Source organism: Azonexus sp. GW821-FHT04F04 (genome assembly GCF_059420025.1).
This window is the reverse complement of the sequence record NZ_JBWKSX010000007.1, coordinates 61186-86409: the sequence shown is the minus strand read 5'-3', so window position 1 is coordinate 86409 and position 25224 is coordinate 61186. Positions and strand designations below refer to the sequence as shown.

At 62.2% G+C, this 25224-nt stretch carries 22 protein-coding genes; 10 read left to right on the top strand and 12 right to left on the bottom strand.

The features are described 5' to 3' along the window. Positions 1–134 precede the first annotated feature (134 nt). Positions 135–482, top strand: coding sequence for a phage protein NinX family protein (locus AC07TV_RS14365; protein ID WP_494649059.1), 348 nt, complete (start codon positions 135–137; stop codon positions 480–482). Here AC07TV_RS14365 and AC07TV_RS14360 read toward each other — a convergent pair. The 6 genes from AC07TV_RS14360 to AC07TV_RS14335 all read right to left on the bottom strand — a co-directional run bounded on the left by AC07TV_RS14360 (position 476) and on the right by AC07TV_RS14335 (position 8185). Further along, positions 476–3571, bottom strand: coding sequence for an error-prone DNA polymerase (locus AC07TV_RS14360; protein ID WP_494649058.1), 3096 nt, complete (start codon positions 3569–3571; stop codon positions 476–478). The two genes, AC07TV_RS14365 and AC07TV_RS14360, sit on opposite strands and share 7 nt — an antisense overlap. Before the next feature lie 18 nt (positions 3572–3589). Beyond that, entirely contained in the window at positions 3590–5059 is a 1470-nt protein-coding gene (locus AC07TV_RS14355) for a Y-family DNA polymerase (RefSeq protein ID WP_494649057.1), read from the bottom strand. After that, a complete protein-coding gene (imuA, locus tag AC07TV_RS14350; RefSeq protein ID WP_494649056.1) occupies positions 4992–5723 on the bottom strand; it encodes a translesion DNA synthesis-associated protein ImuA in 732 nt (243 codons plus the stop codon). The genes AC07TV_RS14355 and imuA overlap by 68 nt, the downstream gene beginning before the upstream one ends. Continuing rightward, a complete protein-coding gene (gene lexA / locus AC07TV_RS14345) occupies positions 5720–6325 on the bottom strand; it encodes a transcriptional repressor LexA (RefSeq protein ID WP_494649055.1) in 606 nt (201 codons plus the stop codon). The genes imuA and lexA overlap by 4 nt, the downstream gene beginning before the upstream one ends. Before the next feature lie 67 nt (positions 6326–6392). Beyond that, a complete protein-coding gene (locus AC07TV_RS14340) occupies positions 6393–7739 on the bottom strand; it encodes a deoxyguanosinetriphosphate triphosphohydrolase (RefSeq protein WP_494649054.1) in 1347 nt (448 codons plus the stop codon). A gap of 35 nt (positions 7740–7774) precedes the next feature. Further along, a complete protein-coding gene (locus tag AC07TV_RS14335; protein WP_494649053.1) occupies positions 7775–8185 on the bottom strand; it encodes an acyl-CoA thioesterase in 411 nt (136 codons plus the stop codon). Positions 8186–8272: 87 nt separating this feature from the next. Here AC07TV_RS14335 and AC07TV_RS14330 point away from each other — a divergent pair, with 87 nt between their 5' ends. Both AC07TV_RS14330 and fabI read left to right on the top strand, forming a co-directional pair. Further along, positions 8273–9919: an electron transfer flavoprotein-ubiquinone oxidoreductase gene (locus AC07TV_RS14330; RefSeq protein WP_494649052.1), complete on the top strand. Its 1647-nt coding sequence runs from the start codon at positions 8273–8275 to the stop codon at positions 9917–9919. Positions 9920–10008: 89 nt separating this feature from the next. Further along, on the top strand, positions 10009–10806 hold the full coding sequence (fabI, locus tag AC07TV_RS14325; protein WP_226405621.1) for an enoyl-ACP reductase FabI: 798 nt from the start codon (positions 10009–10011) through the stop codon (positions 10804–10806). Positions 10807–10888: 82 nt separating this feature from the next. Here fabI and AC07TV_RS14320 read toward each other — a convergent pair whose 3' ends face one another. The 3 genes from AC07TV_RS14320 to AC07TV_RS14310 all read right to left on the bottom strand — a co-directional run bounded on the left by AC07TV_RS14320 (position 10889) and on the right by AC07TV_RS14310 (position 14651). After that, on the bottom strand, positions 10889–11095 hold the full coding sequence (locus tag AC07TV_RS14320) for a hypothetical protein (protein ID WP_494649051.1): 207 nt from the start codon (positions 11093–11095) through the stop codon (positions 10889–10891). A gap of 154 nt (positions 11096–11249) precedes the next feature. Beyond that, entirely contained in the window at positions 11250–13136 is a 1887-nt protein-coding gene (locus tag AC07TV_RS14315; protein WP_494649050.1) for a SurA N-terminal domain-containing protein, read from the bottom strand. 93 nt (positions 13137–13229) lie between these two features. Beyond that, positions 13230–14651, bottom strand: coding sequence for an aminotransferase-like domain-containing protein (locus AC07TV_RS14310; RefSeq protein ID WP_494649049.1), 1422 nt, complete (start codon positions 14649–14651; stop codon positions 13230–13232). A 144-nt stretch (positions 14652–14795) separates the two neighbouring features. Here AC07TV_RS14310 and AC07TV_RS14305 point away from each other — a divergent pair, with 144 nt between their 5' ends. Continuing rightward, complete coding sequence (locus AC07TV_RS14305; RefSeq protein ID WP_494649048.1) at positions 14796–15086, top strand: DUF2917 domain-containing protein; 291 nt, start codon at positions 14796–14798, stop codon at positions 15084–15086. 6 nt (positions 15087–15092) lie between these two features. On the opposite strand, the gene AC07TV_RS14300 is transcribed toward AC07TV_RS14305, so the two are convergent. Beyond that, complete coding sequence (locus AC07TV_RS14300; protein WP_226495164.1) at positions 15093–15305, bottom strand: hypothetical protein; 213 nt, start codon at positions 15303–15305, stop codon at positions 15093–15095. A 148-nt stretch (positions 15306–15453) separates the two neighbouring features. Here AC07TV_RS14300 and AC07TV_RS14295 point away from each other — a divergent pair, with 148 nt between their 5' ends. After that, a complete protein-coding gene (locus AC07TV_RS14295) occupies positions 15454–15618 on the top strand; it encodes a hypothetical protein (protein WP_494649047.1) in 165 nt (54 codons plus the stop codon). Between the two features lie 177 nt (positions 15619–15795). On the opposite strand, the gene AC07TV_RS14290 is transcribed toward AC07TV_RS14295, so the two are convergent. Next, positions 15796–16362 carry a rhodanese-like domain-containing protein gene (locus AC07TV_RS14290; RefSeq protein ID WP_494649046.1) on the bottom strand — a complete coding sequence of 189 codons (567 nt, stop codon included), beginning with the start codon at positions 16360–16362 and terminating at the stop codon, positions 15796–15798. 133 nt (positions 16363–16495) lie between these two features. After that, positions 16496–20434, bottom strand: coding sequence for a phosphoribosylformylglycinamidine synthase (gene purL, locus AC07TV_RS14285; RefSeq protein WP_494649045.1), 3939 nt, complete (start codon positions 20432–20434; stop codon positions 16496–16498). Positions 20435–20437: 3 nt separating this feature from the next. Between purL and AC07TV_RS14280 the strand changes: the two genes are divergently transcribed. The 5 genes from AC07TV_RS14280 to AC07TV_RS14260 are packed head-to-tail and all read left to right on the top strand — an operon-like array spanning position 20438 to position 25216. Further along, positions 20438–20746, top strand: a complete 309-nt coding sequence (locus AC07TV_RS14280) for a hypothetical protein (protein ID WP_494649044.1) — start codon at positions 20438–20440, stop codon at positions 20744–20746. Further along, positions 20736–21521 carry a DUF3348 domain-containing protein gene (locus tag AC07TV_RS14275; protein WP_494649043.1) on the top strand — a complete coding sequence of 262 codons (786 nt, stop codon included), beginning with the start codon at positions 20736–20738 and terminating at the stop codon, positions 21519–21521. The genes AC07TV_RS14280 and AC07TV_RS14275 overlap by 11 nt, the downstream gene beginning before the upstream one ends. Beyond that, a complete protein-coding gene (locus tag AC07TV_RS14270; protein ID WP_494649041.1) occupies positions 21518–23875 on the top strand; it encodes a DUF802 domain-containing protein in 2358 nt (785 codons plus the stop codon). Before AC07TV_RS14275 ends, AC07TV_RS14270 begins: the two co-directional genes overlap by 4 nt. A gap of 2 nt (positions 23876–23877) precedes the next feature. Further along, positions 23878–24522, top strand: a complete 645-nt coding sequence (locus AC07TV_RS14265) for an OmpA family protein (protein WP_494649040.1) — start codon at positions 23878–23880, stop codon at positions 24520–24522. Next, positions 24515–25216 (top strand): DUF2894 domain-containing protein, encoded by a 702-nt coding sequence (locus AC07TV_RS14260; protein WP_494649039.1) that lies wholly within the window; start codon positions 24515–24517, stop codon positions 25214–25216. The genes AC07TV_RS14265 and AC07TV_RS14260 overlap by 8 nt, the downstream gene beginning before the upstream one ends. The last annotated feature ends 8 nt before the right edge of the window (positions 25217–25224 follow it).

The window sequence follows — 25224 nt, the reverse complement described above, 5'->3', positions numbered from 1 at the left end:
TTAACATAATACAAATTATGCGCGTTTTTGGTATGGCAAATTGGTGTGATGGAATAATTTAGGTGGCTATCCCGTTAACTGGACATCGGTGCAATTGATCAGTCACAGCAAACGAACCAAAGAAAGGAAACTTGATGAGGGTCACCAGTCTAGAGGGTGCGTTGCTCGATTTCTGGGTTGCCAAATCGGAGAATCTGAAGCTGTTGCCAGAAATTCCCGATGCTGGGCAACCTCACGTGAATGGAAGCGGATGCTGGCACCCCGACACATACCACCCTTCGAGCGACTGGTCTCAGGGCGGTGCGATCATTGCCGACGATTGGTACGCCATCGAGGATGCCCTGATCGAATGGTTCGGGCTCAACTGGCCATTTATCAAGGCGATTACGGATACGCCGCTGAAGTGGCTGATGCGGGCCTACGTGAAAACCAAATTCGGCGACGAGGTTGAGGACGTCGAGGGCCTTTTACCCGGTCAGTGAAAATCCCGGCTCGATGTTTCCAGCCGGCCCAGCCAGGCAGAAAGGTCTACCAGTCGCTTGGCGACGAGATGAACGACTTCGCCTTCAATCTGTAGTTGCCCGTAGATGCCGAGCAGCGTCGCGCCGAGCAATTCGCGGCGTTGCTTTTCGACCAGTTGCGGATGGACGACGACATTGACCAGCCCGCTTTCGTCTTCCAGCGTGACGAACACGATGCCGGTCGCCGTGCCCGGTCTTTGACGACCGACGACGATGCCGGCGGCACGGATCAGGGCGCAATGGCCGGCGGTTTTGAGGCTGGCAGCAGTGACGAAGCGGCGCTCAAACAGATGCTGACGGAGCAACGCCAGGGGGTGACGGCGCAAAGTCAGGCCGAGGCTGCGGTAATCGGCGATCAGGTTTTCGGCCTCGCTGGGTGCGGGCAGTTCGGCATCCGGCTCGCGGATCGTTGTGCCGGCGAAGAGATCGCCCTGCACCGCCGCCACTGGTTTTTCCACGCCAGCAGCCCAGGCCGCCTGCCGACGGTGGCCAGCCAGGCTTTGCAGGGCATCGGCGGCAGCCAGCTGATCGAGGTCACGGCGGTGCAGGCCGGCCCGGGCGGCGAGGTCGGCAATATTCAAAAAAGGGCTTTTTTTCCGGTTGACCGTAGCAATGCGCTCGGCGACCGCTTTTGAGAAGCCGGATATCTCGCGCAAGCCAAGGCGGACGGCGCCGGTGTCATCGATGTGGCTGTCCCAGTCGCTGACCGTAACGTCGGGCGGCAAAACGCTAACGCCGTGGCGCCGGGCGTCCTGGATCAGCATCGACGGCGAGTAGAAGCCCATCGGCTGGCTGTTGAGCAGGCCACAGAGAAACACGGCGGGATGATGGCGTTTGATCCAGGCCGAAACATAAACGAGCAGCGCAAAACTGGCGGCGTGAGATTCTGGAAAGCCGTATTCGCCGAAGCCCTGGATCTGTTGGATGATGCGTCGGGCAAAACCTTCCGGCAGGCCGTTGGCGGCCATGCCGGCAAGCAGTTTCTGCTCGAATGGTTCAAGGCCACCCTTGCGCTTCCAGGCGGCCATTGCCCGGCGCAACTGATCGGCCTCGCCGGGCGTGAAGCCGGCGGCGACGACGGCCAGTTGCATGACCTGTTCCTGGAAAATCGGCACGCCGCAGGTCCGTTTGAGCACCTCATCGACGGCCGGCGAAATTTTCTCGATGCGCTCCCTGCCCTGCCGCCGCTTGAGGTAGGGATGCACCATGTCGCCCTGGATCGGCCCGGGCCGGACGAGCGCCACCTCGACGACGAGATCGTAGTAGCAGCGCGGTTGCAGGCGCGGCAGCATGGCCATCTGGGCGCGCGATTCGACCTGGAAGACGCCCATGCTGTCGGCGTGGCAGAGCATCTCGTAGGTTTTTGGGTCTTCGGCCGGGATATCGGCCATCTTCCACGGTCGACCGGAAAAATTGCCCAAAATTGAAAGCATGCGGCGGATGGCCGAGAGCATGCCGAGCGCCAGCACATCGACTTTCATGAGGCCGACGGCGTCGAGATCGTCCTTGTCCCACTGGATCACCGTGCGCTCAGGCATCGCCGTGTTTTCAACCGGAACCAGCCGGGCCAGCGGCCCGCGCGACATGACGAAACCGCCGACGTGCTGGGTCAGATGGCGGGGAAAACCGCGCAACTGCCCGGCAATCCACAGCCATTTCTCGACGCGTGGCGAAGCCGGGTCGAGGCCTTGCTCGGCGAAGCGTTCGGGCAGTTGTTCGCGCTTGTCCCACCAGGCCAGCGAGGCTGTCAGGGCGTCGATGCGCGCCGTCTCGAAACCGAGTACCCGGCCCGCATCGCGCAGCGCACCCTTGGTCCGGTAGGTGATCAGCGCCGCAGCCAGCGCCGTCCGCTCGCGGGTGTATTTTTGGTAAATGTAGGCAATGACCTCGGGGCGGCGTTCGTGCTCGAAATCGACATCGATGTCCGGCGGCTCGCCGCGCTCCTTCGAGATGAAGCGCTCGAACAGCATGCCCGAGCGATCCGGGCTGACTTCGGTGATGCCCAGCGCGAAGCAGACAATCGAATTGGCCGCCGAGCCGCGCCCCTGGCACAGGATATCGACACTGCGCGCGAAGCAAACGATGTCATACACCGTCAGGAAATAGGCCTCGTATTTGAGCTCAGCGATCAGCGCCAGCTCGTGCTCGATACGCTGTCGCACATCGTCCGGAACTCCGCGCGGATAGCGGCGCAGCAAACCGCTCTCGGTTTCGTGGCGCAGCCAAGAGGCCGGCGTATGGCCGGCTTCAACAATTTCTTCCGGATATTCGTAGCGCAGTTCATCGAGCGAGAAGCTGCACAGATCGACGATCTTCAGCGTTTCAGCCAGCAGTTCGGGTGGATAGAGGCGCGACAGGCGCAGGCGCGTCCGGACATGGCGTTCGGCGTTGGGAAACAGCGCGTAACCGGCGTCGAAAACCGTCGTTTTGAGGCGCAGAGCAGTCAGCACATCCTGCACCGGCCGGCGGGCCTTGACGTGCATATGGACGTCGCCAGCCGCCACCATCGGCAGTCCGCAAGCCGCGCTGAGCGCCTGCAGATCGGCCATCCGGGCCGCATCGTCCGGCCCGGCGTGGAGTTCGACGGCGATCCACGCCCGGCCGGGAAAACGCTCAGCCAGCCAGCGCCCATCATCGACTGAAGCCCCCTCGCCCGGCACCCAGAGCACGAGACAATCGGGCACCGCGCCGTTCGGCGAAACGACATTCAGGTCATGCCGTTGCAAGGTGTAGGCGCCCTTCTCCGCCCGCCGCCGGGCCAGCGTGATGAGCGCCGACAGGTTGCCGTAGCCCTCTCGGTTTTTGGCCAGGAAGACCAGCTTGAGGCCATCAACCGTCGTCATTTCGCTGCCGACGATCAGTTTCAACCTGGCCTGTTTCGCCGCCTGATGTGCCCGCACGATGCCAGCCAGTGAGCACTCGTCAGTCAATGCCAGCGCCGTGTAGCCCTGTGCCACGGCCTGCGCGATCAGTTCGCCCGGATGCGAAGCCCCGCGCAGGAAAGTGAAATTGGAGAGGCAATGCAGCTCGGCGTAATCGGGTAGCGACATGGTTTCACCCGCGTCCGCTCAGGCGAACAGGCCGTGCAGGAACCAGCCGTCGGCGTTCCTGAACACCCAGGCCCACTGGCCGAGCGGATTGCGCGCGACGAAATAGTCGCGGCGCACATCTCCGGCTGCCCCGCCCTCGCCTTCATCCCACCAGCCGCTTTCCAGCCGCTCGGCGCGCGACAGCAGCTTGAGCGGGCCATGCCATTGCGGACTGCCAGTCCGTTCGGCCAGCGCCTGCGGGATCGGTAACAACCATAGCGGGCGGGATCGGTTGCTGTTCCCTGTCGCCGCAGCCATTTCTCGCGATTCCACGGTCGACCGGGAAAAACGGCCAAAATTGAAATCCACCTCATGCGCCCGCGTCGCGCATTCGGGCCGATGATCGGCCAGCTCGCCGAGCGCCTGCACCGCTCCTTCGCCGAGACGGGCCCGCAAACGTTCAAGGCAGGCCAGCGTGCCCTCGCCGGCCGTTGCCTGCTCGAACAGATGGGCGCTGGCGCCGGGCTTGTCGACCAGTTCGTCGGCCAGCAAGCGCAAGGCTTCGACTGGCGACGTGAGGTGCAGCCGGGAAAGATGCTCGCGCAGCAGGCGGACGAAACGCCCCTCGTCAGCCGCCGGTTCGGCAAAATTGAGCGCTAGCACCGTTGGTGGCCCGTCGTCGTGCGTCAGTTCCAGGGAACAACGGCGGACCAGCAACTGCCGGCCATGCAGCCAGCCGGCCAGCGCCGCAAACAGGCGTTGCCCGGCGAAAACCAGCGCCTCGGCGTGTTCGACACGCGATGGCAGCTCGATATCGATGGCGAAGCTTTCCGGAAAAACGAAGGATTTTTGCGGATCGGGCAGATCGCCCCAGGCACGCAGCAGATCGTCGACCGGCCCGTTGCCGATGCGCCGCCGCAAACCGGCGCTGGGCAGTTGGCGCAGATCGCCCAGCCGCCGCAGGCCGAATGACTCGAGCCGCTTCGTCACCTCATCGGGCCAGCCGGGGATGGCACACGGCAAGGCGGCCAGGGCAGTCTGCATGGCTGCCTGTTCCGCATGAATCTCACTGCTGCCCATCCGTGCCAGCCAACCCGCCCCGAGCGGCGTTGGCGCCACCGACCAACGGGTCGAATAAGACTGTTCGGTGCAACCAGCGAGCACAGCCGTAATGATCGACTCGGCGCCGCCAAACAGGCGCAGGCAGCCGCCGATTTCGAGCAACAGAGTATCCGGTGAGACCAGGCTGATTGTCGGTGTGAAGCGCCCGGCCCAGCAGGCCAGACTTTCCAGCGCCTGTTGTTCGCGGGCCGCGCAATGTTCGAAAACGCTTAGCCCGGGCTGCAGGCCAAGCGCCGTCGACAGCTTCTGGCCAGCACAAACACCCGCCGCCACCGCCTCGGCATCGCCCACCTGCACTCGCCCGCGAGCGACGACCGCGCTAGGCGACTGGCGCAGCGGCAGGGCCTCGAGCGGTAACAAGGGAAAGTGCAGGGCCAGCCACAGCACGCGAATTTCTCCCGGCGAATTGAACAGGACGAGGTATGGACAAGGCGAGCGGCCGGGAAACCGGACGGCCACGCCGTTTGATGATGCGTACCGACAAATCGCTGTCGCCGTCTGCCGCGTTCAACATGACGCGCAGGGGTGCCGGCGACGGTACCCCGGCTGCTGCGGTCGACCGCCATAAACAGGCAAAAACCGAACGCCCTTCAGCGGCGATCTGCAGCCGGCGCAAGGCGCGGGCATCGATATTTGCTTCAGGCCAGGCCAGTACGCCGGCAAAGCCGCCGCTGGCCAGCAACTGTTCGACACTCCAGCCGACGCTCTTGCCGGCCTTGACGACGACCAACCGCTCCAGCGCCACACCGGCCGCCGCCCAGGCCGGGGCATGCGGCAACCACGGCGGCGCGACGAGTGCCAGCCAGCCGCCGTCGGCCGACAAGCGGGCCAGGGCTGGCAGCAGCAGGCTCATTTCGCCGACGCTGCCACGGTCAACGAGAATTTCGGTCAAATTTCCCCGTGGCCAGCCGCCACCCGGCAATTCGGCATCGAGTTCGGCATGGCCGCTCGGGATGGCGCTTTCCGGCAGCGAAGCCAGCGTGTCGCCGCGCCAGACATCGCCCCGGGCCAGCACATCCGCCAAGGCAACCGGCAACGGCTGGGTGTTCATGACAGCTTTGAAACGGCTCCGCGAATGAGGCCGACGGCGATGCCTTCAATGGCAAACTCGACCTCTCCGGGATTGACGATGATCGGTTGAAAATCGGGGTTCTCGGCAATCAGTTCGATGAAGCCATCGCGGTGTTGCAGACGCTTGACGGTGACCTCCTCGTCGATCCGGGCGACGACGATCTGCCCGTCACGTGCCTGGTTGGTCTTGTGCACGGCGAGCAGGTCGCCGTCGTACATGCCGATATCGATCATCGACGTGCCGCGCACCTTGAGCAGGAAATCGGCCTTGGGCGAGAACATGCTGGCATCAAAGGCGTAGCGGCCCTGAACGTTTTCGACGGCGAGAATGGGCGAACCGGCGGCGACGCTGCCGATCAGCGGCAGGCCGAGCTGCTCGACGAGCCGGATACCGCGCGCCGAGCCTGGCTCAAGAACGATGGCGCCCTTCTTGGCGAGCGCCTTGAGGTGGTCTTCGGCCGCATTCGGCGAAGCAAAACCGAAGGCGCTGGAGATTTCCATGCGCGTCGGCGGCGCGCCGAGGACTTCCAGCGTGCTTTTGATGAAATCGAGAATTTCCTGCTGACGTGGCGTGAGTTTCATGGCCGGCCTCCGCTAAAAACCAATGACTGTATTTTTGTACAGTAACCGGTTTTTTGCAAGCGGAAATTCAGGTCGGCAGATCGAAACCCTTCAATTTACGGTACATGTCGACGGCGTAGGAGTCGGTCATCCCGGCGACGAAATCGGCGACCTGGAGCAGACGAATGTACGGGTCGGCATCCGGCTCGCCACCGTGGCCGAGGAATTGCGTCGGCAGCAGTTTGAGCAGCATGCGTTCGCGGGTCGTGTAGCGGGCGTGCCCTGCCCTCGCCTCGACCGCATTGGTAAATAAGCCGAGCAAGGCGCCGAGGACCTCGAAACCGGCGGTTTCGATCTCGAGCGCCGGACGGGCGGTGTAGATGGTTTCCTTGGCCAGCTTGAGAATAGCCTGCAGCGGATGGGCGATGGGCGAGCTTTCGAGCAGTTCGTCGTCGAACTTGCCGCTCAGGATGGCGTCCTCGTTTTCGAGAAAGACTGCCGCGGCGCTTTCGAGCAGGCAGCCAATGGCCTTGGCGCGCAGGTATTCGAGGCGTTCCTTGGGGTCGTGCAGATGGTGCAGCCGAGCGCCATTAATGGTGTTGCCGGCCAGGTCGGCAAGCAGGCATTCGGCATCCTTGTAGGGCACGAAGCCGAGCCGGGCAGCGTCTTCGAGATCGACGATCAGGTAACAGGTATCGTCCGCCACTTCAACGAGAAAAGCCAGCGGATGACGGTGCCAGGCGGTATTTGGAATTCGCTCGATTAATCCGGTTGACCGTGCAATCTGCCGAAAATTATCGGCATCCTGCTGGAAGAAGCCGAATTTCTTGCCGCTTTTGCCATCCAGATCGGTATCGAGATGCGATGGACGCGGATATTTGGTGAAAGTCGCCAGCACCGCGCTGCTCAGTTGCAGGCCGCCCGGGTTGGCCGGGCTTTGCAGCCGGCTGACGATGCGAAAGCCCTGGGCGTTGCCTTCGTAGCGCTCGAAGTCGGCTCTTTGCGCCGGTGTCAGGTCATGGCGTTCGAGTAGGTTGGAATGACGGAACCACTCGCGAATGGCGTCCTCGCCGGCGTGGCCGAAAGGCGGATTGCCGATGTCGTGGGCCAGGCAGGCGGCGGCAACGATGGCGCCAAAATCGCCCGATTCAACGTGCTGCAAGCCGTGTCGGGCGATGATCTCGCGGCCGACCACGGCACCCAGCGAGCGGCCGACGCAACTGACTTCCAGGCTGTGCGTCAGGCGGGTGCGCACGTAATCACTCTTGGACAGCGGGAAAACCTGCGTCTTGTCCTTCATGCGCCGGAAGGCGGAGGTAAAGACGATGCGGTCGTAATCTTGCTGGAAGGCCGTACGCTCTGCCGTGCCAGGTGCCTTGCCGGCCCCCAGTCGTTCGCTCGACAGCAGTTTTTCCCAGACTTTTCGTTTGCCCATGCTCTTTTGTTTCGACGATGCGATGGGCAGCGAGTTTACTCCGCTTCGAGCAAAGCCCGCACGTGATCGGGCAAAGGCACCGATTTTCCGGTCTGCGTATCCATCCAGACTACCTTGGCGGCCCCCTCGGCAAAAATGCGTTCATCGCCTTCGATGCGCATTTCAACGTAGGTCTGGCAACTGGAGCGGCCGATGGCGCCGACAAAGGTGCGCACCTCGACGGTTCCCGGATAATTCATCGGGATCAGAAAGGTGCAACTGGCATTGATGATCACCGGCCCGGCACCGCCCGGACGAACGGGGATGTTCATTTCCTCTACCCACTCGACCCGTGCTTGCTCCATGTAGCGGAAATACACCGTGTTATTGACGTGCCCGTAGGCATCCATGTCGCCCCAGCGGATGGGCATTTTGGTGACGTGAATCAGCTTTTTCTTGTGGTCCATAAACTTGAATACTAGAGTAGGGTTGATCAAAATATTTCCATACTGTACCGTATTGAAATCAAGTCAACAATAAAATCAGGAGACATCATGCAGCGCGAATCCATGGAATTCGACGTCGTCATCGTCGGCGGTGGCCCGGCCGGCTTGTCGGCGGCGATCCGCCTGAAACAGCTGGCGGCCGAAAAAGGCACCGATCTGGGCGTCTGCCTGATCGAGAAAGGCGCCGAAATCGGTGCCCATATTCTTTCCGGCGCCGTCATGGACCCGCGTGCCCTGAACGAATTGCTGCCCAACTGGCAGACCGATGGCGCGCCGCTCAATGCCCCCGTTTCCGAAGACCGTTTCTTCATTCTTTCCGAAAATGGCGCCACCAAGGTGCCGAACAGCCTGTTGCCCAACTGCTTCCACAATGAAGGCAATTACGTCATCTCGCTGGGTAACGTCTGTCGCTGGCTTGGCGAACAGGCCGAGGCGCTCGGCGTCGAGATCTACCCGGGCTTTGCCGGTGCCGAGGTGCTGTTCGACGAGAACGGTGCCGTCAAGGGCGTGGCGACCGGCGACATGGGCCGTTTGCATGACGGTTCCGAAGGCCCGAATTTCCAGATGGGCATGGAACTGCACGGCAAATACACCTTCTTTGCCGAAGGCTGCCGTGGCCACCTCGGCAAGCAGCTCGAAACCAAATTCAATCTGCGCGACGGCGTCGATCCGCAAACCTACGGCATCGGTCTCAAGGAACTCTGGGAAATCGATCCGGACAAGCACCAGCTTGGCCTGGTCATCCACAGCGGCGGCTGGCCGATGCAGCCGGATACCTACGGCGGCGGTTTCCTGTATCACCTGGAAAACAACCAGATCGCCGTCGGCTTCGTTGTCGGCCTCGGCTACAGCAACCCGCATCTGGCGCCCTATGAAGAATTCCAGCGCTTCAAGACGCATCCGGAAATCCGCAAATTCCTCGAAGGCGGCAAACGCATCGCCTACGGTGCCCGTGCGCTGACCGCCGGCGGCCTGCAGTCGCTGCCCAAACTGACTTTCCCCGGTGGCGTGCTGATCGGCGACGACGCCGGTTTTCTCAACGCGGCGCGCATCAAGGGCTCACACTGTGCCATCAAGACCGGCTCGCTGGCGGCCGAAGCCTGTTTCGCGGCACTGGCCGGCGAACGCCAGCGCGACGAACTAACGGCCTATCCTGAGTCGTTTAAAAACAGCTGGTTATACGACGAACTTCATAAAACACGTAACTTCAAACCGTGGATGAACAAAGGGCTGGCGCTCGGCTCCATCATGTTTGGCATCGATCAGGTCGTGCTGCGCGGCAAGGCGCCGTGGACGCTGCACAATCGCACGCCGGACCACGCCAAGCTCAAACTGGCGGCTGATTGCGAACCCATCACCTATCCGAAGCCGGATGGCGTCATCACCTTCGATCGCCTGTCCTCGGTCTTTCTCTCCAGCACCAACCACGAGGAAGACCAGCCTTGTCACCTGCAATTGAAGGATGCCAGCGTGCCGATCGCCGTCAATCTGGCGCAATACGACGCCCCTGAACAGCGTTTCTGCCCGGCCGGCGTTTATGAAATCCTGCGCGACGAGAGCGGTGCCAATCCGCATCTGCAGATCAACGCCCAGAACTGCGTGCATTGCAAGACCTGCGACATCAAGGACCCGACCCAGAACATTAACTGGGTGGTGCCGCAAGGCGGCGAAGGCCCAACCTACCCGAATATGTAAGCCCGAACCCGGAAACCGTGTTCGCATAACGCGAATCACTGTTTCCCGGTTTATAATCCTGCGGCTAAACCCCTTAGGGAGAACAACACATGGGCTTTCTCGCCGACAAAAAAATTCTGATCACCGGGCTGCTGTCCAAGCATTCCATTGCCTATGGTATTGCCAAGGCCTGCCACCGCGAAGGCGCTCAACTCGCCTTCACCTACCAGACCGAGCGTTTCGAAGACCGCATCAAGAAGTTCGCCGCTGAATTCGGCAGCGACATAACCATTCCCGTAGACGTCGCCAGCGACGAGCAAATCGACAACCTGTTCGTCGAACTGGCCAAGCACTGGGATGGTCTCGATGGCCTGGTTCACTCGATCGCCTACGCCCCGACCGAAGCCATCGAAGGTGATTTCCTGAACGGCATCTCGCGCGAGTCCTTCCGCATTGCCCACGAAATCTCGTCGTACAGCTACCCGGCGCTGGTCAAGGCCGCCCGTCCGATGATGCAGGGCCGCAAGAGCGCCGCGCTCGCCCTGTCCTACCTCGGCGCCGAGCGCACCATGCCGAACTACAACACCATGGGTCTGGCCAAGGCCAGCCTTGAGGCGGCCACCCGTTACCTGGCTTTCTGTCTCGGCCCCGAAGGCATTCGCGCCAACGCCATTTCGGCCGGCCCGATCAAGACCCTGGCCGCTTCCGGCATCGGCAACTTCGGCAAACTGCTCGCCTACAACTCGCACAATGCCCCGCTACGTCGCAACGTGACCATCGAGGAAGTCGGCAACGCCGCCGCCTTCATGTTGTCCGATCTGGCCAGCGGCATTACCGGTGAAATCCTTTACGTCGATGGCGGCATGAACACCACCGCCCTCGGCAACGCCGACCCGCTCCCCGCCTGACAAATTCGTACGACCGCGGGTTTCCACGGTCAACCGGAAAAAAGGGCCAAAAACGTCGACCGGTTAATTCCGGCCGACGTTTTTATTTTGGCAGCCGGTTTGCAAGATGCAGCCTGACGGCACGATTTTGCTGGATTACCAGAACGGCCATGCCGATCAAGAACAAGTTGACCAAACAAACGCCCAGCCACAGCAAGCGAATATAGCCATGACGCTTCTTTACAGATGCGACCAAGCCTGGATCACCCGTCATACACTTCCCTGAGCAGTTGCGTTTCTGGGCGCTCATTCCAGAAAGCCGGCAAACCCGCCTCCCGTGAGCATCTATTTACTTGAGGAGAATAGCACCCCCCTTATGGACTGCCTACAGGGATTGAACTCAACAGCTATCCACAAACGAAAAAACGGGCCGCAGCCCGTTTTTTTACACAAACCGCTGCTGGTTATTTGTCTTTCAACTCCAACGCGGCCTGATTGACTTCCACCTTGTAGCGGCTACGCAGGGCTGCCAAGTAGAGCTGGACTTCTTCCTGAGCGGCCAGATTGCCCAGTTGCTTGAGCATCGCCTGCTTGCTGGCATCGTCGAGCTTTTCCCCGGCCTGAACCTTGGTCAGCTTGAACAGCGCATAACCTGTTCCCGGCAGTTCGACGCCGGAGTAGGAAGGCAGCTTGCCGGTTTCCATGCGAAACACGGACTGCGCGACAGGCGGCGGCAGTTGGCGGGCTTCCATGCGCGATACGCTCCTGGCTACGCCCCAGGCCAGCTTGTCCTCGCCCTTCTTCAAGGCTTCCAGACGCGATTCGCCATCCTTGCTGGCCAGAACCTGTGCTTCCTTGTTCTTGAGCAAGGTTTCGATGTTGGCCTTGACGCTGTCGAACGGCTGCAATGCCTTCGGCTTGTAATCGACCAAGCGCGCAGCAACCAGCGTATTGGCGGCGATTTCAACTGCTTCGGTATTGCGCCGGTTCTTGACGGAATCTTCGGAGAACAGCGCAGCCATCAGTTTTTCGTTGCCAAGCACACCATTGGCCGGGTTGGCCTGGCGGGCAAGCCAATCGGAGGATTTGACGGTCAGTTTGAACTTCTCGGCAACCGGCTTGAGGCTGTCCGACTGTTCGTAGACCATGTTGCTGAAGGTTTCAGCCGCTTCGGCAAACTTGCGGGATCCGGCAGTCTTCTTCAACTCGGCTTCGATTTCGCCTCGAACGTCAGCCAGCGGTTTTTCCTTGGCGGCGTGGATGCCGGTCAGCTTGATGATGTGGAAGCCGAAATCCGACTCGACGACGCCGGAAATCTCACCTTCCTTGAGGCTCATGGTGCTGTCTTCGAACGACTTGACCATGGCGCCGCGCCCGAAGAAGCCGAGATCGCCGCCCTTGGAGGCTGAACCCGGGTCGTCGGAGTTCTTCTTGGCCAGATCGGCAAAGGCGGCCGGATTCTTGCGCACTTCAGCAAGCAGTTCTTCGGCCTTCGCTTTGGCCTTGTCCTTGCCGAGTTTTTCCGAGGCGATCAGGATGTGGCTGGCGCGACGCTCTTCCGGTTGCAGGAAGCGATCCTTGTGGCCGTCGTACCAAGCCTTGATCTCGGCCTCGCTGACGGCCAGCTGACTGGCGATGGATTCCATCGACAGCACGACGTACTCGGCCTTGGCTTGCTCGGGCACTTCGAACTGTTTGGCGTTCTCGTCGTAGAACTTCTTGGCTGCATCGTCAGCCAGCTTGACCTTGCCGAGGTAGCTATCGAGGTTCAGGCGATATTCCATGACCTCGCGCTTTTCGGTCTGCATGGCCAGTACGCGATCGGCAACGGAACGGGAAACCACGCCGGACTGACCGATGGCACCCGCCAGCTGCTGCAGCGTCAAGTCCTGGCGCAGTTGCGCCTCGAAACCGGCCGGCGACATGCCCTGGGCACGCAACGCAGCTTCGTAGCGTTCGACGGAGAACTTGCCGTCAACCTTGAAAGCTTCGATCGCGCCGATGGCTTGGCGTATGGCGTTGTCGCCAACGACCATGTTTTTCTTGCTGGCCTCGATAACGAGCAGGCGCTGGTTGATCAGGTCGTCAAGAATCGCCTTGCGGGCTTCGGGGTTTTCCAGCATCTTCGGGTCGAACTGAGCGCCCATCTGGGTGCGCAGGCGCTCCTGCTGTTCGCGGAGGGTCTGCTGGAACTGTTGCTGGGTAATCTTGACGTCGCCAATCGTGGCCACATCGCCGCCGGAGCCGTCGCTGCGCATGTAGGAATCAACGCCGAAAAAGGCGAACGGCAGCGTGATCAGCGCCAGAAATACCTGGACGATTCTTTTGTTGTTGCGGACTGCGTCGAACATGAGGAGAAAAATCCTTCGAATGCGTTCAAAAAGGCAAAGCCAGCTTGCCCAAAAGGCCGAATGATACCGTAGTTTTCTTGGCCTCCCGTTGATTTAGGCGCCAGAAAAGATCGCTCCCAGGCGACGCACGGCGTCTTCGATTGCCGGCGTGTGGGGGTTGCCGCAATTGAGACGCAGACAGTTGCGATACATGCCGCTGGGCGAGAACAGATCGCCCGGCACGTAGGCCAGGTTTTCGCCGATGGCCCTTTGGTAGAGGCGTGTGGTGTCGATGTTTTCCGGCAACTCGACCCACAGGACGTAGCCGCCCAGCGGTTGGGTGATGCGCGTCGCCGCCGGAAAATAATGGCTGACCGCAAGCCGCATCGCCTCAACTTGCTGAGTATATGCCCGGCGCAGGGTGCGCAGATGACGCTCATAGGCGCCGGACTCCAGATATTCGGCCAGCACATGCTGGGTGATTGGATTGGTGCCGCCGCTGGTGATGGTTTTTTGCAAGGCGATGGCCGAGTGGTAGCGACCGGCCGCAACAAAGCCAATGCGCAGGGCGGGTGACAGGCTTTTCGAGAATGAGGAGCAGAGCATGACGTTGCCAACTTTGTCGAAGGCCTTGATCGGCCACGGCCGTTCGCTGCCGAGGTGGAGATCGCCGTAGATGTCGTCTTCGATCACCGCGACGCCTCTTGCTGCGGTCAACGCCGAAAACAGCCGTTTTCTGTCGTCCGGCATGACACAGCCGAGCGGATTGCTGCCATTCGAGACAATCAGGCAGGCGGCAATGCCGCCGTTGCGCGTCGCCAGGTCGAGCGCTTCGACCGACATCCCGGTGCGCGGATCGGTCGGGATTTCCAGCGCCTTGAGGCCGAGCGTTTCGAGCAACTGCAGCATCAAATAGTAGGCCGGCGACTCGACCGCCACGGTGTCTCCGGGCTTCGTCACAGCCCGCAAACACAAGCCGAGCGCTTCGGTACACGAATTCGTGATGACGAACTCCTCGGCAGGCAGTGGCCCGCCCCAGGCCAGCGAACGACGCACCAGCTGGCGAACCAGCGCCGGCTCGTCGGTATTGATGTGACTGCCGCCTTCGAGCAACTTGGGATGGCGCCGCGCGACACCGGCGTACAAACGCTGCAGCGCGGCGACCGGTAATAATTCGGGCGCCGGCAAGGCGGCGGCGAGCGGCGCGATGCCGTTTCTCGCCCCGGCGCGCAAGACGCTGACCAGCCTTTGCGAAATATCGACCGGGCTCGGCTCCTCCGGCGTTGAGCGAACCACAGGCTCGGCGCGCGCGGCCTTGGCGCGCTGGACAAAAAACCCGGACTGCGGCCGCGCTTCGACCAGGCCGCGATCCTCCAGCAGGCGTAGTGCCTGGACCACGGTCGACACGGAAAGCCGCCGCTGGCTGGACAAGCGCCGCACCGATGGCAGGCGGTCGCCATGATTCAACACGCCGCTGGCGATCATGCCGCTTAACTCCGCCGCCAGTTGCTCATAGCGCAACAGTTCTTCAGCCATTGGGCACCTATACAGTTCGCGTCAGCTACGACCGGTACAGTTCATATTTTAGCGAACTGTATTGGTCACAATTTAAATTCATTGCAACTGTACCACCCACCAACCGGAACCTAAAATTTCTCCATGAACAATGCGGAGAGCGCCATGAACAGCTATCGGGTTTCGGAGGAAATAGGCCTGCAGCCGGACTGCCCCATCCGCCTCAACGACGCCGCAGGCACCCGTGTCCGCTGCCTGCGCGGAACGGTCTGGATTACCGTCGCCAACGAACCCGACGATGTATTTCTCGGCAGCGGGCAAAGCTATCTGATTTCGCGTAATGGCCTGAGCCTGGTCGAACGGATAGGCAACAGCAGCATTCAACTGGAGAGACTGCAACCAGGAGGATGGTTCTCTGGCCTGATCCGGCGCCTGAAGTTCAAGCCGACTCGCTAACGGAGCTCAGTCGAACAAATCCGGTTCCATCGGCAGCAGGTTTTCCCGCTTGACGGTCAAGCGAACGGGAACGCCCTGCTTGCCGATTGCCTCGACCACCATGCGCCCGGCCGAAGCCTCGGCCACCACGCGAACATTACGCGTCGCCTTGCGGGTGCGGCCGCGGTAGGTCGCCAGCGTTCCGGCAGGTGGCAACCAGGCAGGCTTGGGGCGCGACATTCGGGTGCCTTTCATGCTTTTGGGTAGCCAAAGCCTACCGCGGAAAAAAGATTTCTCGAATACTGTACATCCATACAGCTTTCGGATATTCTGCACTCGAACGCGCACCACTGTTTATCCATACAGCCAAACATAAGGAGTCGCCCCCATGAAACGTCTTCAACAATGGTTCGATCTGATCGCCGGCATCTCCCACGACGAACATGCTCGCCTGGAGCGGGCCAGGGCCATATTCGGCGCCACCGGCCCGGACGTCGAGCAGTTGCAGATGCCTGCGTGCTGGCGACGGAGTGCCCGCGTCGTCATCCACTGACAGCGGACGCACCGCTGTATTTGTTATTGGACAAAAGTTCGGGACGAATTTGAAAGCAGGCAAACCCCTGGTTAATAATCAGGCTTGCCACGGTCAACCCGAAAAAATGGCCAAAAATAAAAACGGAACTCCGTGGAGTTCCGTTCGGTTAGCCGATAAAAGCGGGCTGAAAAGTTATCAGAAATCATCCTTTACGATCGGGAAGCCCAGCGCATCCCAGTCGAGCATGCCGCCGCGGTAGTAGTAAATCTTGTCAGCCGGGAAACCATCGCGAACCATGGCGTTGATGGCTGACGGGCTCTGTGGGCAGACCGGGCCGTTACAGAAGGCATAGACTTTCTTGGCCTTGCTGCAGTCCCACTTGCCGGCCTTCTTGGTGCAGCCCAGCTCGTCCATGCGGCCGGAAACCAAGGTGTAGGGGATGTGATACGAGTTGGGGATGGTGCCTTTGATCCGGTCATCTGGCTCACGCATGTCGACGATCAGCGCATCCTTGTCATTCATCGCATGCAGCATTTCGATCTCGGTGACCGGATGGACGCCGGGAACCGGAATCAGCGGCTGAAGCCAACCCTTGTTCTTGGCACATGGCGTCATCGTGCGGGTGATGACGAACGGCCCGTTCTTGGTCTGCACGACGAACTGCTTGTCCTCGCCGATGATGCGCAGCAATTCTTTCTCCTCTGCGATGGCCCCCATCGAAACAGCAACAATTACCGCACCCAGCAATGCTTTTTTGATCATGTGTTTGCTCCTCCATTGGAATTCATTTGGCAACCACTATTTATAAGTGATTGCGTATATTGTAATTTAACAATGTAGGTCTGTGAAAAAAGAAAGGCGACCCGCAGGTCGCCTTTTCTGTTTTTCCGGTCGCTTAACCAACCCAGCGCCGCGCGTTGCGGAACATGCGCATCCATGGTGAATCGCCTTCACCTTCAAGCCAGTTTTCCGGATGCCACGACATCTGCACGGTGCGGAAGACACGTTCCGGGTGCGGCATCATGATCGTGAACCGGCCGTCAGCCGTGGTCACCGCGGTCAGACCGTTCGGCGAACCGTTCGGGTTGTACGGATAGACCTCGGTCGGTTCGCCCTTGTTGTCGACGTAGCGCACGGCGGACTGCACCTTGCTCTGATCATCGGCGTTATCGAAGACAGCGCGACCTTCGCCGTGCGAGACGACGATCGGCACTTGCGAGCCTTCCATGCCGGCGAAGAAGATCGACGGCGAATCGAGGATTTCGGTCATCACGAAACGCGCTTCGAACTGCTCGACCTTGTTGCGGCGGAAAGCCGGCCAGTGTTCGGCACCGGGGATGATGGACTTGAGCGCGCTCATCATCTGGCAACCGTTGCAGACGCCAAGAGCGAAGGTGTCCTTGCGGTTGAAGAAGGCAGCAAATTCGTCACGGCAACCATCGTGCATGAGAATAGTCCGTGCCCAGCCCAAGCCGGCGCCGAGCACGTCGCCGTAGGAGAAGCCGCCACAGGCGACCAGACCCTTGAAGTCCTTGAGGCTGACGCGGCCGGCCAGAATGTCGCTCATATGGACGTCGACCGAGGCAAAGCCGGCGTTGTCGAAGGCAGCGGCCATTTCGTAATGGCTGTTGACGCCCTGCTCGCGCAGGATGGCGATGCGCGGCTTGCTGCCGAGTTCACGGTAAACCTTGGTGAAATCGTCCTGCAGATCAAAGGTCAGCTTCGGCGTCAGGCCGGGATCGGCGAGGTCGAGAATACGGTCGAATTCCTGCTGGGCGCAGCTCGGGTTGTCGCGCATGGCCTGCATCTGGTAGCTGGTCTCGGACCAGGCACGCTGCAGGTCGACACGCTTTTCACGCAGCACGCGCTTGGCGTTGCGGGTGACGCGGATTTCGTCCCACTCGTTCATGTGGCCGACGAAATGGTAAGGCACACGCAGGGCGCGCAGGATCGGCGTGACCTTTTCGCGGTCGGCGCGGCGGATCTGGATCAGGGCGCCGAGTTCTTCGTTGAACAGCGCGCGGACGATATTTTCGAAATCGCGGCCAGCCAGCAGGTTGGTCAGCTTCTCCGAACCATCGACATCGCCGGCGCCGGCGTCGTAGCAGAGTCCGTCGAGATCAAGCGAAACGCCGCGGCGCGTGGCGAAGGCCATTTCGCAGGCAGCGACGAACAGGCCACCGTCGGAACGGTCGTGGTAGGCGAGCAGCAGACCGTCACGATTGAGTTTCTGCACAGCATCGAACAGGCCCTTGAGCTTGGCCGGTTCATCGACGTCCGGCGCATCGCTGCCGGTGGCGTTGTACACCTGGGCCAGACAGGAGCCGCCGAGACGGTTCTGGCCGAGGTCAAGCAGCAACAGTTCGGTTTCGCCCTGATCGACGGCGAGCAACGGCGTTTTCGTCTTGCGCACGTCGTCGACCGCAGCAAACGAGGTGACGACCAGCGACAGCGGCGACACGACCTGCTTCTTGATGCCGCCATCTTCCCAGGCGGTGCGCATCGACAGCGAATCCTTGCCGACCGGAATCGACACGCCAATCGCCTTGCACAGGTCAGAGACGGCTTCGACGGTATCGAACAGGCGGGCATCTTCACCAGCAACGCCACACGGCGCCATCCAGTTGGCCGAGAGCTTGACCTTGCCCAGTTCGCCGACATCGGCAGCGGCCAGGTTGGTCAGCGCTTCACCGATGGCCATGCGGCCGGAAGCCGGCGCATCGAACACGGCGAGCGGCGTGCGCTCGCCCATGGCGAAGGCTTCGCCGAGGTAACCCTGGTAGCCCATCGTCGTCACGGCGACGTCGGCCACCGGCACCTGCCACGGGCCGACCATCTGGTCGCGCGCCGTCATGCCGCCGACCGAGCGGTCGCCGATGGAGATCAGGAAGGTCTTGTCGGCGATGGTCGGCAAACGCATCAGGCGGTAGGCGGCATCCTTGAGTTCGATAGCTGTCGCGTCGAAGGATACGAAGGTTTCCGGCTCATGCTTGACGTCGCGGGTCATGCGCGGCGGCTTGCCGAGCAGCGCTTCCATTTCCATGTCGACCGGATTGACGCCGAAATGGGCATCGGTGACGGTCAGGTGGCCGTCGCCGGTCGCTTCGCCAACCACGGCAAACGGGCAGCGCTCGCGCTCACACATGGCCTGGAATTCGGCGATGCGGTTCGGCGGAATGGCCAGCACGTAACGTTCCTGCGACTCGTTGGACCAGATTTCGGCCGGCGACATGCCCGGCTCTTCAGTCGGCACCTTGCGCAGATCGAAAATAGCGCCGACGCCGCCCGAATGGGCCAATTCCGGCAGGGCGTTGGAAACGCCACCGGCACCAACGTCGTGCACCGACAAAATCGGATTGTTCTTGCCCATCTGCCAGCAGCGGTCGATGACCTCCTGAGCACGGCGCTGGATTTCCGGGTTACCGCGCTGCACCGAGGCGAAATCGAGGTCTTCGGCGTTGGAGCCAGCCGTCATCGACGAGGCAGCACCGCCGCCCAAGCCGATCAGCATCCCGGGGCCGCCGAGCTGGATGAATTTCGTGCCGACCGGGAAGGTTTCTTCCTTGAACGATTGTTCGGCCTGGATGGAACCGAGGCCGCCGGCGATCATGATCGGCTTGTGGTAGCCGCGCACCGTGCCGGCGACATCCTGCTCGTAGGTGCGGAAATAGCCGGTCAGGTTCGGGCGGCCGAATTCGTTGTTGAAGGCAGCGGCACCGATCGGGCCTTCGAGCATGATGTCGAGGGCCGAGGCGATGCGCGATGGGCGGCCGTAGGCGTGTTCCCAGGGCTGCGGCGCATCGGGCAGGTTCAGGTTGGAGACCGAGAAACCGCAGAGGCCTGCCTTCGGCTTGGAGCCCTTGCCGGTGGCACCTTCGTCGCGGATTTCGCCGCCGCTACCGGTCGACGCGCCCGGGAAGGGCGAAATCGCGGTCGGGTGGTTGTGCGTCTCGACCTTGGTCAGGATGTGGGTCAGCTCTTCCTTGTAGCTGTAGCCACGGTCGGCATCCGGGTAGAAACGCTGGATGGTGGCGCCCTCGATGATCGAGGCGTTGTCGGCGTAGGCCATGATCGTGCCCTGCGGCGCGGCGGCGTGGGTTTCGCGGATCATGCCGAACAGGGTCTTGTCCTTGGCCTGGCCGTCGATCACCCACGAGGCGTTGAAAATCTTGTGGCGGCAGTGTTCGGAATTGGCCTGGGCGAACATCATCAGTTCGACGTCGGTCGGGTTGCGGCCGGCCTTGGTGAAGACGTCGAGCAGGTAGTCGATTTCGTCGTCGGACAGCGCCAGACCGAGCGAACCATTGGCGTCGATCAAAGCGGCCTTGCCGCCACCCAGCACGTCGACGGTATTGAGCGGCTTCGGCTCGAAATGGCGGAATAGTTCGTCGGCGGCGTCGAAGCCGGACAGCACCGATTCGGTCATGCGATCGTGCAGCAGGCCGGCGACAGTTTTCTTCTCGTCGGCGCTCAGCGCGCGGTTGTTCTTGACCACGACGTGGAAGGCGATGACGCGTTCGATGCGCTCGATGGCGTCGAGGTCACAGTTCCAGGCGATGTCGGTGGCCTTCGACGACCACGGCGAAATGGTGCCAATGCGCGGGGCGACGAGGAACAGTTCGCCGGCATCGCTGCCAGCCGCCTTCTCTTCCAGCAGCGTCGCCAGCTTGGCGCGCTCGTCGGCATTCAGGGCGCGCTTTTGCGCCACGACATGCCAGTAATCGGCCACCACGGCTTCGATGTCGGCGACGGCTGCCGTCAAGCGGTTGGTCAAGCGTTGCAGACGGAAGGCGGAAAAGGCGGCGTCGCCCTTGAGGCAAAGAATGTCGGCCATGGGATGAATTCGGCGGTAGCGGAAAGGGCGAAATTATACCCGAGCCCGGCCCTCCTCTCGGCGGCTAATCAGCAATACAACGCGACTGCGGGGGCGGTGAAAACCCCGGAATTCCACGGTCAACCGGAAAAAATGGCCAAAATTGAAATTCGCCATGCCACCCAAATCACGCGCCTCGTGCGGACGCTCGACGCCTTCCGTCGGCAGCGCTGCTCGCACAAGGGCAAACGCGGACCGCTGACCGCGTCGCAAAGTTGTAGTAGCCTTGCCACCCCTTTCGACGTCGAACCAGGTCATGATCATGACGCGTGAATTTCAACGCGCCACTTTCAATCGCTCTGCCCTCGTCCGCGTCCTGTCCGACACCCTCCCGGAAGTCCCTGATCCGAAATACGATTTCGGCGAACGGCTCGGGCAGTGGCTGGACTTTTCGGATGCGCTGACGCTGTTTTCGGTCCTCAACACCGAGGCCGGTAGCGGCACGTCCATCGCTTCGGCCAACAGCGACTTGCCGGCCCAATTGGCCCGCGTCCGCCGCAATCTGTACGATTCAATCCACAACGACGGCGTTTTCAGCACGGATTCCGACACCCCGGCGCGCATCCCGTTCCCGACGCCCTTGCCCAACGCCACACCGGAAAGCGCCGCCGATTTCTCGCCCTACCACCGCTATTACCTCGCCCACCAGCGCGACATGAATTCCGCCATCACGGCCCTGCGCGCCAATGCCCGCAAGGCGCTGGCCGGCCAGTCGGCAGCTGGCAAGCAACTGGCCGACCTCGACGCCGCTTTCGAGAAATTCCTGAGCGTGCGCGAACGCAACCTGCTATCGAACATCCCGATCATGCTCGGCAAGCGCTTTGACCAGCGCTACGCCGAACACCGCGCCGCGCTGGCCGACGAATTTGCCAACGGCGCCACCGACGATCCGACCACCTGGACGCAGCCGGGCAGCTGGCTCGAAGCCTTCTGCCACGACGCCCGGACGGCGCTGCTCGCCGAACTGGAACTGCGCCTCAAGCCCGTCGCCGGCCTGATCGCCGCCCTCGGCAGCTCGGCCGAAATCAAGGAAACAAAGCCACAATGAACCGCAATCTCAGTCTCTTCGCCTTCATCCTCGGCCTGTTTGCCGTCGTCTGGGTCGCCATCGGCTACATCGGCGGCCATACACTCGCCTTCAGCGTGTCTTGCCTCATTGCTACGGTCTACGTCGCTGGCGCCCTCGAAATGAGGCGTTTCCACGACAACACCACGGCGCTGGCCAAGGCGCTGGGCAACATCCCGGACGACATCGGCTACCTCGGCGAATGGCTGCAACTGGTGCCGGCTGCGCTGCAAAACGCCGTCCGCCTGCGCATCGAAGGCGAGCGCGTCGCCCTGCCCGGCCCAGGTATCACGCCCTACCTCGTCGGCCTGCTGGTTTTGCTCGGCATGCTCGGCACCTTCCTCGGCATGGTCGTCACGCTGAACGGCGCCGTGCTGGCGCTGGAAAGCACGACCGACCTGCAAACCATCCGCTCGGCGCTGGCCGCACCGGTCAAGGGCCTAGGCGTCGCCTTCGGCACCTCGGTGGCCGGCGTCGCCACCTCGGCCATGCTCGGCCTGATCTCGGCGCTGTGCCGGCGCGACCGCCTGCAAGTCGGGCAGTTGCTCGACAGCAAAATCGCCAGCGTGCTGCGCGATTTCTCGCTCACCTACCAGCGCCAGGAAACCTTCAAGGCCCTGCAGGCCCAGTCCCAGGCGCTGCCCGAACTGGTCGGCAAGCTCGACGCCATGATGAGCCAGATGGCCGAACAGAACCGCCTGCTTGGCGAGCAGTTGGCAGCCGGTCAGCAACGCTTCCACGAAGAAGCCAAGGGCCTGTACACCGATCTCGCCCAATCCGTCGACCAGTCGCTCAAGGCCAGCCTGCGCGACAGCGCGACGGTGGCGGCCGAAACCATCCAGCCCGTCGTTACCGCCACCATGGCCGGTATCGCCAACGAAACGCGCGGCCTGCACGACAAGCTGTTCGGCACCGTCGAAACGCAGCTGGCGGGCATCGCCGGCCAGTTCGCGCAAACCGTGACCACCGTCAGCGACACCTGGACGCAGGCCCTGACCCGTCACGAACAGGCCACCGACACCCAGCACCAGCACCTGCAAACCGCGCTCACCGCCTACGCCGAGACCTTCGAGCAGCGCTCCGCCGCCCTGCTCGCCTCGGTCGAAACCACCCAGGCCAAGGTGCAGACCGATGCCGCACAACAGCACGCCGCATTGGCCGAAACCACCGCCGCCAGCCAGCAACAACTAGCCGCCACGCTGGCCAGCCAGTTCGACGGCGTCACCACCCGCCTCGATCAGGCCGTCAGCCAGGTCGCCGACACCTTCGGCGAACGCACGCAGGCGCTGCTGACGTCCATCGACGCCAGCCACGCCACCTTCGCCCAAACCACGCAGGCCCAGCAGGCAGCGATCAGCGGGCAGGTGGCCAGCCAGCTCGACGGCATCGCCCAGCGTTTCGATGGCGCCGTGCAGACCGTGTCCGAGACCTGGACCGGCGCCCTCGCCAAACACGAACAGGCCAGCGACCGCCTGACGCAAGCGCTGGAACAGACGCAAACCAGCCTCGCCGACACCTTCGCGCAACGTACCGCTGCGCTGCTCGCCGACATGCGCGCCACGCAGGCTGATTGGCAACGCGATTGGGCGACCGGCGAACAAACCCGCCAGGCCAGCTTCACCGATGCTCTTGCCGCCATGGCCGGCAAGCTCGAAGCGCAATGGCAGCATGCCGGGGACGCCACGCTGGCGCAGCAGGAAAAGATCACGCAGACGTTGGGCGACACCGCCCGCGACCTCGTTGCCACCCATCAGCGCCAGGCCGAAACGACCATCGCTGAAGTCACCCGCCTCATGCAGACTGCCGCCGAAGCGCCCAAGGCGGCGGCCGAAGTCATCGGCCAGCTGCGCCACGAACTGTCGGCGAGCATGGCGCGCGACAACAGCCTGCTCGAAGAGCGCAGCCGCATCATGGAAACGCTGGGCGCCCTGCTCGACGCCATCAACCACGCCTCGACCGAGCAGCGCAGCGCTATCGACGCGCTGGTCGCCTCGTCGGCCGACCTGCTCGAACGCGCCGGCAGCCAGTTCGCCGCCAAGGTCGAGAGCGAAGCCGGCAAGCTCGTCGACATCGGCACCAGCATCACCGGCGGCGCGCTTGAAGTCGCCAGCCTGGGCGAGGCTTTCGGCGCCGCGGTGAAACTCTTCGCCGAATCGAACGACAAGATGATGGCCGCCCTGCAACGCATCGAAGGCGGGCTGACCAAGTCGCTGACGCGCAGCGACGAGCAGCTTGCCTACTACGTCGCCCAGGCCCGCGAAATCATCGACCTCAGCATCATGTCGCAGAAGAAGATGGTCGACGACCTGCAGCGCGTCGCCGCTAGCGAGGCATGAGCGTGGAAGACATCGACGCCAGCGTCGACCACGGCACGCCCGTCTGGGCCGTTTTCGGCGACCTCATGGCCGGCCTGCTCGGCGCCTTCGTGCTCATTCTGGTCGGCGTACTCGGCGTGCAACTCGAACTGGTCACCAGCCTCGAAGCCGAAATCCAGAAACGCCAGCAGGAAGAACAGCGCCGCGAAGCGCTCGAGAAGGCCTTGGCCGGCCCGCTCGCCTCCGGCCGCGTGACACTCAACAACGGCAAGATCGGCATCAGTGGCAACGTGCTCTTCGCTCTCAATTCCGACCAATTGCAGCCGGAAGGCAAGCAGTTGCTCAAGAGCCTCTCCCAGCCCATCGCCGCCTACCTCGGCGCCAGCGAACAGATGCTCATGGTCAGCGGCTTCACCGACGACATGCCGGTGCGCGGCAGCAACAGCCGGTTCGCCGACAACTGGGAACTCTCGGCCCAGCGCGCCCTGACCGTAACGCGCACGCTGATCGATGACGGCGTGCCCTCGTCGTCCATCTTCGCCGCTGCCTTCGGGGCGCAACAGCCGGTCGCTGACAACGCCGATGCCGATGGCCGCGCCCGCAACCGCCGCGTCGAAATGGCGCCAGTGCCCAAGTCGCGGACCAACGGCAAGGACGCCAATGGCTGAAACGGGCGACATGGGCGCAACGGATGACATCCCGGCTCAAATCAGCGCCCTGCGCACTAGCGGCGCCGCCGACCGCGACCCGGTACGTTTTGCCTACCTCGAAGCACTAAGTCGCCGTGCCGCCACGCAACCGGAAGCCATCCGCCAATTGCTCAAGGCCAGAATCAGCGCCGCCATGTATGAACTGGCCAGCCGCCCAACCCCGGCGCCAGCCGAGAGCACCGAGACAAGCCACTCCAGCCCGCTCGCCGACCTCCTCGCCTACATCAGCGGACAAGCCCACGGCCAGCAGGACGCCACGCCGCCCGCCAACGAGGCTTCCACGGTCAACCGGAAAAATCGCCCAAAATCGAAAACCGCATCGGCGGAGCCCCGCCAGCAAGGCCCGGAACTCAAGTCCGTCGCCATCTTCCGCAACGAGTGGTCCAAGCTCAGCACTGAGCAACAACTCACCCAGACCCTGGCCCAGGCCCCGGAAAACGCCGGCCCCATTAACTCCCAGCACCTCGTCCTGCGCAGCCTGGAACGCATGCGCGACATTGCGCCGGACTACCTGCAGGGATTCATGAGCTACATCGACACCTTGATCTGGCTTGAACAAGCAGATTCAACGCGGGCAATGGCAGGTCGGATATCCGCAGGTGACGCAGGAAAACCCGCGCGCCCCGGAACGCGCCGTACGACAAAGCGGTAGCTGACTAC

What these genes read in the sequence shown, in the direction of transcription:
- imuA (WP_494649056.1), bottom strand. Translation starts at nt 5,723, where the DNA reads ATGAACACCCAGCCGTTGCCGGTTGCCTTGGCGGATGTGCTGGCCCGG.
- AC07TV_RS14360 (WP_494649058.1), bottom strand. Translation starts at nt 3,571, where the DNA reads ATGTCGCTACCCGATTACGCCGAGCTGCATTGCCTCTCCAATTTCACT.
- AC07TV_RS14340 (WP_494649054.1), bottom strand. Translation starts at nt 7,739, where the DNA reads ATGGGCAAACGAAAAGTCTGGGAAAAACTGCTGTCGAGCGAACGACTG.
- lexA (WP_494649055.1), bottom strand. Translation starts at nt 6,325, where the DNA reads ATGAAACTCACGCCACGTCAGCAGGAAATTCTCGATTTCATCAAAAGC.
- AC07TV_RS14330 (WP_494649052.1), top strand. Translation starts at nt 8,273, where the DNA reads ATGCAGCGCGAATCCATGGAATTCGACGTCGTCATCGTCGGCGGTGGC.
- AC07TV_RS14335 (WP_494649053.1), bottom strand. Translation starts at nt 8,185, where the DNA reads ATGGACCACAAGAAAAAGCTGATTCACGTCACCAAAATGCCCATCCGC.
- AC07TV_RS14270 (WP_494649041.1), top strand. Translation starts at nt 21,518, where the DNA reads ATGAACCGCAATCTCAGTCTCTTCGCCTTCATCCTCGGCCTGTTTGCC.
- purL (WP_494649045.1), bottom strand. Translation starts at nt 20,434, where the DNA reads ATGGCCGACATTCTTTGCCTCAAGGGCGACGCCGCCTTTTCCGCCTTC.
- AC07TV_RS14315 (WP_494649050.1), bottom strand. Translation starts at nt 13,136, where the DNA reads ATGTTCGACGCAGTCCGCAACAACAAAAGAATCGTCCAGGTATTTCTG.
- AC07TV_RS14305 (WP_494649048.1), top strand. Translation starts at nt 14,796, where the DNA reads ATGAACAGCTATCGGGTTTCGGAGGAAATAGGCCTGCAGCCGGACTGC.
- AC07TV_RS14275 (WP_494649043.1), top strand. Translation starts at nt 20,736, where the DNA reads ATGACGCGTGAATTTCAACGCGCCACTTTCAATCGCTCTGCCCTCGTC.
- AC07TV_RS14295 (WP_494649047.1), top strand. Translation starts at nt 15,454, where the DNA reads ATGAAACGTCTTCAACAATGGTTCGATCTGATCGCCGGCATCTCCCAC.
- AC07TV_RS14320 (WP_494649051.1), bottom strand. Translation starts at nt 11,095, where the DNA reads ATGAGCGCCCAGAAACGCAACTGCTCAGGGAAGTGTATGACGGGTGAT.
- fabI (WP_226405621.1), top strand. Translation starts at nt 10,009, where the DNA reads ATGGGCTTTCTCGCCGACAAAAAAATTCTGATCACCGGGCTGCTGTCC.
- AC07TV_RS14260 (WP_494649039.1), top strand. Translation starts at nt 24,515, where the DNA reads ATGGCTGAAACGGGCGACATGGGCGCAACGGATGACATCCCGGCTCAA.
- AC07TV_RS14280 (WP_494649044.1), top strand. Translation starts at nt 20,438, where the DNA reads ATGAATTCGGCGGTAGCGGAAAGGGCGAAATTATACCCGAGCCCGGCC.
- AC07TV_RS14290 (WP_494649046.1), bottom strand. Translation starts at nt 16,362, where the DNA reads ATGATCAAAAAAGCATTGCTGGGTGCGGTAATTGTTGCTGTTTCGATG.
- AC07TV_RS14310 (WP_494649049.1), bottom strand. Translation starts at nt 14,651, where the DNA reads ATGGCTGAAGAACTGTTGCGCTATGAGCAACTGGCGGCGGAGTTAAGC.
- AC07TV_RS14365 (WP_494649059.1), top strand. Translation starts at nt 135, where the DNA reads ATGAGGGTCACCAGTCTAGAGGGTGCGTTGCTCGATTTCTGGGTTGCC.
- AC07TV_RS14300 (WP_226495164.1), bottom strand. Translation starts at nt 15,305, where the DNA reads ATGTCGCGCCCCAAGCCTGCCTGGTTGCCACCTGCCGGAACGCTGGCG.